This window comes from Bdellovibrio sp. BIS2, assembly GCF_055398295.1.
The window spans coordinates 326,282-339,311 of the sequence record NZ_AP035879.1; the positions used below are offsets into that span (position 1 = coordinate 326,282).

Here is a 13,030-nt window from a genome sequence, read left to right on the forward strand (position 1 = left end):
ATCCCGTCTGCTTTGATGTACAAAAGTATCCATGATGACGCCGAACGAGGCCTTGGCCAAAGCCAAAATCATTCTGGAAGAAGGGGGAGTCATCGGCTTCCCCACCGAGACCGTTTACGGTCTGGCGGCCCGTATTGACATCCCGTCGGCCATCGAAAAGATCTTTACCACCAAAGAGCGTCCTTTCTTCGATCCGCTGATCGTGCACGTGGCGTCCATTGAACAGGCCAAGAAGGTCACGGCCTTCTGGGGTCCGGCGTCCCAGGCCTTGGCAGAAGCGTTCTGGCCGGGTCCGCTGACCATGGTTCTTCCGCGGGATCCTTCCGTGAATGCGATGATCACTTCGGGTCTGGAATCCGTGGGTATTCGCATGCCAAATCATCCGCTGGCTTTGGAACTGTTGCAGCAGGTGGGGGTGCCTTTGGCCGCCCCAAGTGCGAACAAGTTTGGTCGCACGTCACCGACGTCGGCTTCGCATGTGCGCGTGGAATTCAAAAATGAAAATGTTTTCGTGGTTGATGGTGGCGATTGTGAAATCGGTATCGAATCCACAGTTTTGCTGGTTCGTCACCGCCCTGAAGGTGTTCTGCTTTCGATTCTTCGCCGCGGGCATATTCTGAAGTCAGATCTTGCACGCGTGCTGGAAGAAAAAGGCCTTAAGTACGAGTTCATCGAACAGGTCGACAAACGCGAATCCCCAGGACATATGAAGCATCACTATATGCCGCCGGTGCCAATGGTGGTGTGTCTGGATCCCTCCCGCAGTCCGGAAAGCATTTTAAAGGAAGTGAATGAAAAGATCGGCGAATTGCCGGATGAAATTGAAAGCATCAAGATCATCAAACCCAAAGCGGGCATTCATTCCTATGAAATCCTGAAGCTTTCTGAGGACCCTTTGCTGGCAACCCGTGAATTCTATGGTCATTTGCGTGAAGTGGCCGCGCGTGGGAAAGATTGTATTCTGTTTTACCGCGAGGCTCACCAGACCGGTGAACGCTGGGAATCTTTGTTCGACCGCTTGAATAAAGCGGCGTCTCTTATTGTCTAAGTTTTTTCTGCAAACGGAAGGTCAAAGCCGGAACCATGGAGGTGATAATCGCCATGGCAACAAGACTTGTGAACAACGTCATGTCAATCAGGCCAGCCTTCAAGCCAAAAGTGGCCATTAAAATCTCCATGGCACCACGGGCGTTCAGGGACAACCCGATGGTCATGCTGTCGGTGTGATTGAATTTGCGCCAGCGGGAAACTGTGTAGGATCCGATGATCTTTCCGGCAAAGGCAATCAAAGTAACAATCGCCACCTGGCGGGCATCAAAGTGCTGCACCAGATTTAAGCCCCAGCCGATGGTGACAAAAAATATCGGTGCAAACATCCAGCGTGTGATGGTTTCAAGCTGCTGGATGTGTTTTTCTGAAACCACACCCCAGTCGGAAATCAAAAGCCCCGCCATGAACACAAATACCGGTAAATGGGAAATGATCCAGGGACCCATGTTTTGGGGTGGCAGCAGGAACGAGAACATGATCCACGCCAGAATGTCACACAAGGTGGCAGCGCTGACGATCAGTCGGCCCAGATTGGTTGTGTAAAGGTTCGCTTCTTTCAAAAGCTGAATAATCACCGGCAATGCGGAAACAGCCATGGCCGTTGCCACAAACAAAGTGTTGCTTCCTTCGGGAAGCAGATACATGGCGCCCGCATATCCCGCAATCAAAGGGAAGATGAAAGCGCCCACGCTGATCCACGACGCTTCCTTCACATGCGCCAAAGTTTTCTTAAGGCTCAGCTCCAGACCTGCGGCAAATAAAAACACGTAAGCCGCGATCGTACCCAGCAGGGATGCCGCTTCAGTTTTGGGAATATTCAGCAGCGTGGGGCTTAGGATCAGGCCCGCAGCGATAAATAGAAACAATTTCATTTGCGGGATTTTCTCCACGCGAAAAAGCCCAGGGTTCCAAACGAGGTCAGGATGGCAAGGACCAGCATGACTGTGTTGCTGGTTGAAGGATCTGCAGAACCTGTGATGCCGAAATAATAGACGGCGGTTTTCAGGATGATCATGGATTGGATCATCACCCAGATATAAGGCCACAACTCGCGTGCGGTCTTTTGTTCTTCGGTCAGTTCTTTCACCGGTTTCTGCGCCTGAACCGGATAGTCCCAGTTGTTCTGGCGATGATAGTCCACCAGGATGGCATTCCAGCCCGAGCGCAGGTCTTCAAAGCTGACAGGGGTGTCGCAAGTTTTCAAATGTTGCGCTAAACGTTCCGCTGCATCCTTCGTCAGCAGCTCTGAAGTTTCATTGGAGTAGTAACCCGCACGATCTGGCGAAAGGTCCTGGGGCAGGTTTTTAACGATCTCCTTCAGGTAGCTTTCAGCTTCCTGACTCAGAGGGATATCGGAAAGTGTCTTGCGAAAAACGGTTGTTTCCATAGATGTACCCTTCTCATAGCATAGCCCTTTAAGGGAACGCCAACAATATCCTGATAGAGTTCTGACAATCCTCACATTTAAACACCGCTACACTGAAGCTGATCTTAAGGGGGGCCTTCGATGATCAACTCTTTGGCTTACGCAAGTCTTGAGCGAGTTTCCACGAATCTGCAGTCTTTCTATCAGCTGCGTCTGAATCGTATCCACAAATTCAAAGCCAAGATCCATATTCAATCAGATGTGGGTCCTTTTGAAATTAAAACGGTGACAGATGTCGAAGAACTGAAAGAGGCTCTGACTCTGCGTTACGAGGTCTTTCATCGTGAAATGCAGGGTAAGAAAGCCCCGACAGGGGTGGACGTCGATGAGTTTGACTTCGACTGCGACCACCTGATCATCAAAGAAAAACGCAGCAATCGCATCGTGGGAACCTATAGATTGAACTGCTCTTTGTTCACCGACGAATTTTATTCCGGCAAAGAATTCATGATGAATGCAATTCTGGCTCAGCCGGGTGTGAAGCTGGAGCTGGGGCGCGCCTGCATTCACAAGGATTTCCGCCGCGGGGTTTTGATTTCGCTGTTGTGGCGCGGAATTGCCGAATACATGGCGGCCTCAGATTCAAAGATGCTTTTTGGTTGCGCGACGGTGAAGACGGATGATCCCCGCGATGCGGCCCTGTTGACCCGGTACTTTGAAGAGGAAGGGCGTATTGTGCCGGGGCTTCGCACCCGTCCGACGCTGGCCTACACGATGCCGATGCTGAATCACTTTTTAGAAGAAGTCCGAAGCCCTCTCACGGAGACTCAGAGAGCCCAGGCTGAGGAACTTCTTCCCCCTTTGTGCCGCGCCTATTTGAAGGCCGGAGCCTACATCGGCGGGGAGCCTGCGTGGGATCGTGAATTCCAGTGCATTGACTTCTTGACCATTCTCCATCGGGAAGATTTAAATAGGACCCTGTGGAAGCGATTCAAGCTGGACTCCGCGGAGTCCTAAAACTTACTGTCTTTGTTCTGATTATCCTGACATTCATGTTGTGGTCGTACATCTGCCATCTGGTGGTGCGCGACCCGCAGAAAAGGCTTCAGCGCTTTTCAAATAACTCCCGCTTTTTCTCGGGTCTGATTCTGAAGGTTTTCAATCTGGATCTGACGGTTATCAACAAGCCGGCAAATGATCAGAAGTGTCTGATCGTTTCCAATCACATGGGCTTTGTTGATATTCTGATGCTGGCGTCCTGTCATCCGATGCTGTTTGTGACTTCCAACGAAATGCGTGAAACCCCGTTCCTGGGTCTTTTGACTGAGATGGGTGGTTGCATTTACGTTGAGCGCCGCAGTCGCACAAAAATTCTGGATGAAATGAAGTCCATCGTGAATGCCCTGCGTGCGGGATTCCGTGTGGTGCTTTATCCGGAAGCGACGTCCACCAATGGTGAACGTGTGTTGCCGTTTAAGAAAACCCTGATGATGGCGGCGGCGCAGGCCGGTGTGCCGATTCAGCCGGTGGTGATCAACTTCCGCGAAGTGAATGGCGAAGAGTTCAGCCTGAAATGGCGTGATCATCTTTGTTGGTATGGTGACATTCCCTTTGCGACCTCAATGTGGAAGTCCGCGGTTTTGAAATCGGTAAAAGGTGAGATCGAATTCCTGGAGCCGATTTACGCGACCCCGGATGATGATCGGGGCCTGATTGCCGACAAAGCCCACGCGGCCATTTCGGCTAAGTTCGTTCCGGTCAAAGGTCTTCCGGCAGAGCCCCAGCCTCCGGCCGAGATGCAGGCAGATCCCACTTGATTTAGTCCGTCCGATATGTAAATAATGTGTAAATGAGGAAGATCATTCACATCGACATGGACTGCTTTTACGCGGCTGTGGAGGTGAAGTACCGTCCTGAGCTTAAGGGGAAGCCCTTGGGAATCGGCGGACCACCGAACACCCGCAGCGTGCTGTGCACTGCGAGCTATGAAGCCCGCAAGTTCGGTGTGCGTTCGGCGATGCCTTCTTCGCAAGCGGTACGTCTGTGCCCGCAGTTGGTTTTGATTCCTCCACATTTTGACTTATATAAAGCTGAAAGCCGCAAAGTTCGTGAAATCATGGAAAGATTCACAAACAAGATTGAGCCATTGTCCCTGGATGAAGCCTATCTGGATGTGACCGAATGTGAGCAGTTTGGTGGCAGCGCCACCCTGATTGCGCAGGAAATCCGTCGTTTGATCTTCACCGAACTGAACCTGACGGCGTCCGCCGGGGTGGCGCCGAACAAGTTTTTGGCCAAGATCGCCAGTGACTGGAAAAAGCCCAACGGGCAGTTCGTGGTCAGACCTCAGGATGTGGAAACTTTTGTGAAAGACCTGCCGGTTGAAAAGATCTTTGGAGTGGGCAGAGTCACCGCCCAGAAAATGCATGATCTGGGGCTTCGCACCTGCGGTGATATTCAGAAGTACACCGTGCTGGAGCTATCGCACTGGTTTGGTTCGCGCGCGGCTGAACTGTTTGATTTTTCCCGAGGCATCGATCATCGCGAAGTCGTCACCGAGTGGGAGCGCAAGTCACTGACCGTGGAGGAAACCTTTAACAAGGATCTTTCCACGCTTGAAGAGTGCATGAAGACGCTGCCTTCGCTGTATGAGGACTTCGTGCGCCGGATGGATCGCGGGCAGTATCACGATCGTATCAAGGGGCTGGTGATCAAACTTAAGTTTTTCGATTTCAAGCAAACCACTCATGAAGAGGTCACCCACGAGCTTCCGACACGGCAGGATTTTGAGCGTTTGTTGGAAAAGGCCTGGAGCCGCCGGGGGGTGCCGGTGCGTCTGGTGGGTTTGGGGGTTCGCTTAGGCACACAAAAGAAATCCTCGTCAGAAGCTGATTCGTCTCAGTTGAAATTTGCCATTTAAAACTGGAAATCGGTGGTGCATTTTTTTCTGGCATCACTGTTGCTTTAGCAGTCCTTTGACCACCAGCGGGGCCACAACGGCTTCGTTTGTTCAAGAAAGGACATCAACTATGAGAAAAATCGTGTTTTCGGGCCTGCTCATAGCCACCTTGTTTCGTTATTCAGGCCTTCACCGTTAGGGCGTTACAGCAGGAGCTGTCGGGCTTGTCTCCGGCTCTGGCATTGATTCCTGGCTCTATGGCGGTCATCACGCTGATGATCGTGGTTTTGCACGTTCTGGTGAATGCAGAGGATCTGACTGAAGGGCAGTCTCTGCGTAAGTCTGTGGAAAAATGGCTGGTCAAGCTGGCTGATATGTTGAGAAACAGGCGCTGAAAAATGAATCCGCTCTATTTGCTCACTTTTCTTTGTGAAAAGATAAGGGCAGTGATGGGAGGTCGTTATGATAAGCCTGTCAGTCGTGATCTTGGCGCTGGCAATAAGTTTTGGAGGACTCTATTTCATTCTTCGCAGCCGTAAGAACGGATTCTTCGAAGAAGAGATCGGCAAGAAGCATCCTCCAGGATTTCGTCCACACCATCGAACAAAATAAAAAGGTCCCGTAAGGGACCTTTTTGCTTTAGAAAACTTTTTTCCATTCATCTTCTTTGAAGCCGACCAGATGAGTGTCGTCGCCGATGACGAACGGACGCTTCACCAGTTTGCCGTTTTCAGAAAGAAGCTTCAGGCACTCAGCTTCCGTCATGGAAGGAAGCTTTTCGCTTAATTTCATTTCCTTGTACATCACACCTGAAGTGTTAAACAGGTTGCGGACACTGCCGCCGCGCTCTTTCAGGGCGGCCAGCATTTCCTTCAGCTCTTTTTGTGATGGAGCTTTGTCGACGATGGGAAGCTTGTCGTACTTGACCTTTTTCCCATCCAGAAACTTCAAAGCCTTTACGCAGGTGGAGCACTTCGCGTACTCGTAAACCTTAAGCATGGCTCTTCACCAGCCAGCCGCACATTTTATACAAAATGCGCGCGCCCACGTTGCCGTCCCATTCAACTTCCTCTTCAGAAAGGCCGCCGGTGGAAACTTCATTCAGGTCGAAAGCCACGATCTTGCGGCCGGAAGCATGAACTTCGCGGAACAGGAAGAAGACCTGATCCACGCTCAAGCCGCCCGGAACCGGAGTGCCGGTGTGGGGGCAGAAGGCCGGATCCAGACCGTCGATATCAAAGGAGATGTAAACATTCTGCGGAAGTTCCTTGATGATGTCTTTGCAGACTTGTTCCCAGGTTTCGCCTTTGAGCATGCGGCGTTTCAGTTCCAGGTCGTAGAAGGTCTTGATGTCTTCGCGGGAGTTGCTGAAGTCGTATTCTTCCTCGCAGAAGTCACGGATGCCAACCTGAACCAGCTTCTGAGGCTTTTTAGCATCAGTCATCACATTATACATAATGGAAGCGTGGGACTGCTTGAAGCCCTGATAGGCCGTGCGCAGATCCGCGTGAGCATCAATGTGCAGAACGCCGAACTCGCCTTTGTATTTGTCGCTGACGGCGCGGATGGCTCCCAGTGGGGTGGAGTGATCCCCACCCACCAGACCCAGAAGCTTTCCTTTTTTCAGGACGTCAGAGCACTGATCGTAAACCCATTGGGTCATCTCTTCGCAGGCTTCATTCACCTGAGCGGCCAGCTTGTTCATTTTGGCTTCGTCTTCGCTGAGGTTGGTTCGCATTCCGATCAGCTCCTGAGCCACAGCCTTGAACTTGTCGTTCATGTTGCACAGGTCTTCCGGGAAGTCGCGCATGTGGTAGCCGACTTCGTAGGCTTTGCCCACTTCAATGTCAAAAAGGTCAATCTGTTCACTGGCTTGGCGGATGATCTGAGGCCCGCGGGAGGCGCCTTCACCGTAAGAGGTTGTGACTTCCCAGGGAACAGGTACAAGAACGACCTTGGACTCTTCTTCGGTCATGGGAATTCCGAAGATTCCGAACTCTGCAGAAATGGTGGTCGTCGGGTCGAATTTCACAGTCTTTTCAGACATTTTTTACTCCTTAAATTAGCCCCCATGGTATAGCATTTAAGCGCGGCGTCAATCGAGCAATAACTTGATTATTTTTGTCGCATAACCCATTTTAACCCAACTTTGGGAACCACTTAAATTCCCAGCGAAATTCTTTGGAGGAAACACAATGAATATGAAGGGACTCCTGGCTCTTGCACTGAGCTCAGCTTTGACAGCTCCCGCTTTTGCAGCCGCACCAAATGCGAATGCACCAAAAGGCGGAAATTTCGTAAACAATCTTGGCGGTGAACCACCAACAGTTCATCCGATCACAAGCACTGACGTGTACGGTTCCAACGTACAAGCGATGGTGTGTGAAGGTCTTCTGTCTCGTGATTCTGAGACTTATGACTGGAAACCTCGTTTGGCTGAGAAGTGGGAAGTCTCCAAAGACAACAAAACTTTCACTTTCTTCCTTCGTAAAAATGCAGTCTTCCATGACGGCAAGCCGGTAACAGCTGAAGACGTTAAATTCTCCTTCGACGCGATCTTCGAGCCAAAATATGAAGCGGCTCACCTTCGTCCATACTATGAAGGTCTTTCCAAAGTTGAAGTGGTTGATGCTCACACTGTGAAATTCACCGCTAAAGACATGTACTTCAAAAACTTCGAATCCGCTGCGGGTTTGACCATCATCCCTAAGCACATCTACGGCGATGTTGAAAAATCCAAAAAAATGAACCGTCAGTTGATCTGCACGGGCGCATACTCCATGTCCAAATTCGACCGTGGTCAAATGATCCAGTTGAAGAAATTCGACAAATGGTGGGGTCTGAACGAGCCATTGTACAAAGGCGCTTACAACTTCGACACTGTGACTCTTCGTTTCTACAAAGACGAAAACGTTCAGCTTGAGCGCGCTAAAAAAGGTGAGCTTGATTACCTTGACCTGCGTATCGAATCCTTCATGAAAAAAACTGAAGGCGCTCCTTGGGGCAAAACTGTTCTTAAACACAAAGTTGCCAACAGCGCTCCTAAGTCTTACGGCTTTGTGGGCTGGAACTTCCGCAAAGAATTGTTCCAGGACAAAAACGTACGTGTGGCTTTGGCTCACCTGTTGAACCGCGAAGAGATGAACAAAAAGTTCCGTTACGGCATGTCTGACCTTGCCAACGGTGCGGTTTACATCAAATCCGAATACAACCCAGGCAACAAAGCTTTGGAATTCAATCCGAAGAAAGCTCAGGAATTGCTGGCTAAAGCCGGTTGGGCTGACGCTGACAAAAACGGTGTTCTAGAGAAAACCGTTAACGGCAAGAAATCTGAGTTCAAGTTCACTTTGATCTACCCTAATAAAGACGTAGAGAAATATTGGACTATGTACCGTGAAGACCTGAAAAAAGCGGGTATCGACATGGAACTTAAGTATCTTGAGTGGAACTCCTTCCTGAAGCTGGTTGACGAAGGTAACTTCGACGCTGTGACTATGGCTTGGGGTGGTGGTTCTGTTGATCCGGATCCAAAACAAATCTGGCACTCTTCCGGTGCGATCCCAGGTGGTTCTAACTTCATCGGTTACAAAAACCCTGAAGTGGACAAGCTGATCGACGAAGCTCGCGTTGAGCCGAATAAAGCTAAACGTGTTGTTAAGTTGAAAGAAGTTTACAGAAGAATCGCTGAAGACGCTCCATACGCGTTCTTGTTCAACGACAAGTACGTATTCTATGCAAATTCTTCACGCATGGGCACTCCTGCAGAGACATTTAAGTACGAAATTGGTACAGACTACTGGTGGATGAAGCCTCAATAGGCTTCTTCCTCTGAGTTGTTTATCTGTCTCTTATTAGTTTGGGAGTAGGGCTTTGATCGTCTACCTGATTCGCCGATTACTACTGATGATCCCGACATTCTTCGGGATCACCATCATGACTTTCGTTCTTATCAATTTGGCTCCGGGCAGCCCCATTGAGCAGAAGCTGCAGGCAATTCGCTTCGGCTCTGCTGGTGGAGCTGGCGGCGGCGCTGCTGGCGTTAACAGTCGCGGTGATTCCGCGGTTAACGAAGAAGTGATTGAGGCCTTGAAGAAACAATACGGTTTCGACAAGCCTTTGCATGAACGTTACATCATCTGGCTTAAAAATTTGTCCCGTCTGGATTTCGGTGAAAGCTTCACCTACCAGGAACCGGTCATTGATGTGATCAAAAGTAAGTTCCCGGTGTCTTTGCAGTTCGGTATCGCCTCTTTGATCCTGACTTATTTGGTGTGTATCCCTCTGGGTGTTCGCAAGGCCATCAAGGCTGGCGGCGCCTTTGACCGTATCACCACTATTATTCTGAATCTGACGTATTCGATTCCACCGCTGGTATTGGGTATCTTCCTGATCGTTGTGTTCGCCGGGAAACTGAACATGTTCCCACTGGGCGGTTTGCACTCGGACGATTATGAAGTTCTGACCACCTGGGGCAAGATCGTGGACCGTGCACACCACTTCGTGCTGCCGTTGATCTGTTACATGATCGGTGGTTTCACGGAGCTTTCCACTCTGATGCGAAATTCCATGCTGGATGTTGTGAAGTCCGACTTTGTTCGTACGGCACGCGCCAAGGGTCTTTCTGACAACGTGGTTATCTTCAAACATGCTCTTCGCAATGCTTTGATTCCGATCGCAACCGGTTTGGGCGGCTTCTTCGGAGCTTTCCTGGCGGGTTCTTTGATCATCGAACAGATGTTCAATTTGGACGGTATCGGTTTGCTGGGCTATCAGTCCATCATGGCACGTGACTATAACGTGATCATGGGTCTGACCTTCATTTCGTCTTTGCTTTTGATGTTCGGACGTATTTTCTCTGACATCATTTATGTTCTTATTGATCCAAGGATTGACTTCAAATGATCGAAAAATATCTTATTCGCAATGAATTGACGCTGAAGAGATATAAGCGATTTAAGCGCGATCGTGTCGCTGTTGTCTCTGTTTGGATTCTTTTGGCTATGTTCTTCGTGAGCTTCACGGCGGAACTTTGGGCCAACAATCACCCACATGTGATGAGCTACAATGGGAAATTGTTCTTCCCGTTGTTCAAGGATTATCACCCAACTGCCTTCGGCCGTGATGACATCTATGTGATGGATTATCGTGAGCTGGAAATGAAAGAGGGCGACTGGGCGGTATGGCCGATCATTCAGTGGGACCCGTATGAAAGCAATAAAACCGTTGAAACCTATCCATCTCCACCTACCAAAGTAAACTGGTTGGGTACGGATGAGAGCGGTCGTGACGTGATGACGCGTCTGTTGTACGGATTCCGTTACACGATGTTGTTCGCGATTGGTTCATGGCTTGCGACTTATGCGATTGGTATCACCATGGGTGCTATCATGGGTTACATGGGCGGCAAGACCGACTTGGTTGGTCAGCGTCTGGTTGAGATCGTGGAAAGCACCCCGATCCTGATCGTTCTTTTGACGATCATCTCTATCTTTACTCCAAGCTTGCCGTTGTTGATCGGGTTCTTTGCGATCTTCAGCTGGACCGGGATCTCTGCTTATATGCGTGCTCAGTTCCTGTCTTTGAGAAAGCGTGAGTACGTTGAGGCAGCTAAAGCCATTGGTGCGGATCACACACGTATCATCGGTAAGCACATCCTGCCGAACGGTCTGACTCCGATTGTGACCTTTGCGCCGTTCTTTATCGCAGGTGGCGTAAATACTTTGTCCTTCCTGGATTATCTGGGCTTGGGTCTTCGTCCGCCGACTCCTTCTTGGGGTGAGTTGTTGGCTCAGGCTCAAAAATGGTTCACGATTGCAGAGTGGATTGTTTGGGGCCCGATGGTGGCTCTGGTTCTGACTCTGACCCTGTTGATCAACATCGGTCTTGCAGTTCGCGACGCCTTCGACTCCAAAATGTAGATAAAAAACAGGTGGCTTAAGGCCACCTTTTTTTATCCCCAAAAGGTGCCTGGTGACTTTTTACACCTACACCGCATCATTCTTTCTGTCTTTAAAGTTGATACCCTCTTCTTCCGCCGATATGGTCCAAACAACCAATCTATTTCCGGGGGAATCATGAAGTTTTTCGTGTGCATTCTAGTCTCTGTTTTTGGTCTGTCTGTTCAGGCGCAGGTTCTGGGTAAAATCAAAGGTGCCGGTGAAATGACGGCGAAGTACTTCCGTTTGGATGGCTCTGCGGATGTTCGCAATGTAAAGTGCACGGTCGCTTTGAATCTGGATCAAACGGCCGACGTGGTTGAGCTCGGTTTTTCTTTCTATGAGTGTGAACAACTGGGTGGTTGGAATGATCTGCCAGTGTCCTTGAAAATTGATGGCAACAAGCTGGTAAATTCCAAAGGTATCGAGCAGGGGCGTATTTATGCGGACGGCACTATTGAGTTCACAAGTCTTTCCCGCTCTCAGGTGACTTATCATGACGAGAAGTACGATGGCTTCTGCCGTCTGTATTCCATGGATAAAAAGACCCTGAATCTGGACACCGTGATCAAATACACGTTTGTGAAAACAGCGACAGGTTACCAGATGAACCGCGAGGTTTCTGAAGACCGCCTGGCCTATAAGTCCCGCCGTGATTATCCACGCTGCCCAGCGGTTGTGATCCCAACGGCGGTAAAAATGACCTCCAGTCTCAATGCGGGTCTAAAGTAATATATCAGTTCGAGATTCTTTTCATTATTGAGGGGCTTGCATAGTCCCTCAATACTTTCCCCCTAATCTGATCCCATCAGGCGCACTTGTTTGTGCGGGGGGATCTTATGATGTCCAAACGGATGTACGCGGGAATCTGGGTATTGTTGCTGGCTCTGATACTGAGCTCTTGTAAGGCGCCGGTGTCTTTCACTGAGGAATTCAGTTCCAAAACCTCTGAAGAAACCACCACAACGGACGATTCCCCCAGTGACGACAGTGCTGATGATTCCGCCGACGACTCTGCCGATGATTCCGAAACTGTGCCGGATTCTGAAGTCGTGGGCGAAGTCTGCGACCAACTGGATTCCGATTCTCACAACGCCTCTCAGGGCGATATCATGCAGGATCCTTTCTTGAACATATCTTTTGCTTCCGGCAAGGGCCTGGTTTTACCCCAGGGCCCTTGTGTAAAGCGCACGGTGAAAGAGGACTCGGATGTTCGCCGCGAGATTTTGTATGAATACTCGTGCCGCGAAGTCAAAGGGGTCGTGAATTTGATCAGCACCCGGGAAGAAGAAAACGGCGCGGTGGTATCTGTGATCGACACCGATGTTGATGTCTATGGTAAGGCGGGACTGATTCGAAACGTTCAGTCCACTCATACGCACACACGTCTTGGCAGTGGGGCAATTCAAATTGATCGTGAGTTTGAGGAAACTTCGACGGTGGAGGGTGTTCAGCATCAGATCACCGGGGTTTCCTTTTATGACTTTATCCCCGATGAAGATGCCGCCAAAGGAGCGGGCTTTGTTCAGATCAGCGGAAACGTCAGTCACCTTAAGGGTGGCGTGACCCAGAATGTGTACAGTGTGTCTTCGGATGGTTTGCATCGCGCGGTTTGCGGGTTTGATGACGGCATAGTGACGATGAGATCCTCGGAAAAGATCACGACGGTGACTTACTCTGGCTGTGGCAAGCCTGCGATCACTCAGGCTGACGCAGAAGTGGTTGAATAAAAAAAGCGGCGAATTTTCATCCGCCGCTTTGAAGTTTTCTAAAAAAGAA

14 protein-coding genes are annotated in these 13,030 nt (G+C 50.0%); 10 read left to right on the forward strand and 4 right to left on the reverse strand.

Annotation, left to right across the window (positions count from 1 at the left end; translation table 11 throughout):
- Positions 1–31 precede the first annotated feature (31 nt).
- A complete protein-coding gene (locus tag ACZ520_RS01620) occupies positions 32–1,048 on the forward strand; it encodes an L-threonylcarbamoyladenylate synthase (protein ID WP_416479601.1) in 1,017 nt (338 codons plus the stop codon).
- Here ACZ520_RS01620 and ACZ520_RS01625 read toward each other — a convergent pair.
- Together ACZ520_RS01625 and ACZ520_RS01630 are read right to left on the reverse strand one after the other, a co-directional pair.
- A complete protein-coding gene (locus ACZ520_RS01625) occupies positions 1,038–1,922 on the reverse strand; it encodes a cation:proton antiporter (RefSeq protein WP_464127223.1) in 885 nt (294 codons plus the stop codon). The two genes, ACZ520_RS01620 and ACZ520_RS01625, sit on opposite strands and share 11 nt — an antisense overlap.
- Positions 1,919–2,437: a hypothetical protein gene (locus tag ACZ520_RS01630; protein WP_464127225.1), complete on the reverse strand. Its 519-nt coding sequence runs from the start codon at positions 2,435–2,437 to the stop codon at positions 1,919–1,921. Before ACZ520_RS01630 ends, ACZ520_RS01625 begins: the two co-directional genes overlap by 4 nt.
- A 120-nt stretch (positions 2,438–2,557) precedes the next feature.
- Here ACZ520_RS01630 and ACZ520_RS01635 point away from each other — a divergent pair, with 120 nt between their 5' ends.
- From ACZ520_RS01635 to ACZ520_RS01650, 4 genes are all read left to right on the forward strand, one after another.
- Positions 2,558–3,433 (forward strand): GNAT family N-acetyltransferase, encoded by an 876-nt coding sequence (locus tag ACZ520_RS01635; protein WP_416479599.1) that lies wholly within the window; start codon positions 2,558–2,560, stop codon positions 3,431–3,433.
- A 35-nt stretch (positions 3,434–3,468) separates the two neighbouring features.
- Positions 3,469–4,233 carry a lysophospholipid acyltransferase family protein gene (locus ACZ520_RS01640; protein WP_464127227.1) on the forward strand — a complete coding sequence of 255 codons (765 nt, stop codon included), beginning with the start codon at positions 3,469–3,471 and terminating at the stop codon, positions 4,231–4,233.
- A gap of 32 nt (positions 4,234–4,265) precedes the next feature.
- A complete protein-coding gene (dinB, locus tag ACZ520_RS01645; RefSeq protein WP_464127229.1) occupies positions 4,266–5,336 on the forward strand; it encodes a DNA polymerase IV in 1,071 nt (356 codons plus the stop codon).
- A 203-nt stretch (positions 5,337–5,539) separates the two neighbouring features.
- The gene (locus tag ACZ520_RS01650; protein ID WP_464127231.1) at positions 5,540–5,710 is read left to right on the forward strand and encodes a hypothetical protein; all 171 of its coding nucleotides are present in this window, start codon (positions 5,540–5,542) and stop codon (positions 5,708–5,710) included.
- Positions 5,711–5,954: 244 nt separating this feature from the next.
- Here the strand turns inward: ACZ520_RS01650 and ACZ520_RS01655 are convergent, their stop codons facing one another.
- Together ACZ520_RS01655 and ACZ520_RS01660 are read right to left on the reverse strand one after the other, a co-directional pair.
- Entirely contained in the window at positions 5,955–6,314 is a 360-nt protein-coding gene (locus tag ACZ520_RS01655) for an arsenate reductase family protein (protein ID WP_417867605.1), read from the reverse strand.
- Complete coding sequence (locus ACZ520_RS01660) at positions 6,307–7,362, reverse strand: agmatinase family protein (protein WP_088566477.1); 1,056 nt, start codon at positions 7,360–7,362, stop codon at positions 6,307–6,309. Before ACZ520_RS01660 ends, ACZ520_RS01655 begins: the two co-directional genes overlap by 8 nt.
- 148 nt (positions 7,363–7,510) lie before the next feature.
- On the opposite strand from ACZ520_RS01660, the gene ACZ520_RS01665 reads away from it, so the two are divergent.
- The 5 genes from ACZ520_RS01665 to ACZ520_RS01685 all read left to right on the forward strand — a co-directional run bounded on the left by ACZ520_RS01665 (position 7,511) and on the right by ACZ520_RS01685 (position 12,981).
- A complete protein-coding gene (locus ACZ520_RS01665; protein WP_464127234.1) occupies positions 7,511–9,133 on the forward strand; it encodes a peptide-binding protein in 1,623 nt (540 codons plus the stop codon).
- 52 nt (positions 9,134–9,185) lie between these two features.
- Entirely contained in the window at positions 9,186–10,217 is a 1,032-nt protein-coding gene (locus ACZ520_RS01670; protein WP_232468832.1) for an ABC transporter permease subunit, read from the forward strand.
- The gene (locus ACZ520_RS01675; RefSeq protein ID WP_088566475.1) at positions 10,214–11,233 is read left to right on the forward strand and encodes an ABC transporter permease subunit; all 1,020 of its coding nucleotides are present in this window, start codon (positions 10,214–10,216) and stop codon (positions 11,231–11,233) included. Before ACZ520_RS01670 ends, ACZ520_RS01675 begins: the two co-directional genes overlap by 4 nt.
- 156 nt (positions 11,234–11,389) lie before the next feature.
- Positions 11,390–11,983 carry a hypothetical protein gene (locus ACZ520_RS01680; RefSeq protein ID WP_464127237.1) on the forward strand — a complete coding sequence of 198 codons (594 nt, stop codon included), beginning with the start codon at positions 11,390–11,392 and terminating at the stop codon, positions 11,981–11,983.
- A 107-nt stretch (positions 11,984–12,090) separates the two neighbouring features.
- Positions 12,091–12,981 (forward strand): hypothetical protein, encoded by an 891-nt coding sequence (locus ACZ520_RS01685; RefSeq protein ID WP_464127239.1) that lies wholly within the window; start codon positions 12,091–12,093, stop codon positions 12,979–12,981.
- Positions 12,982–13,030: the final 49 nt, after the last annotated feature.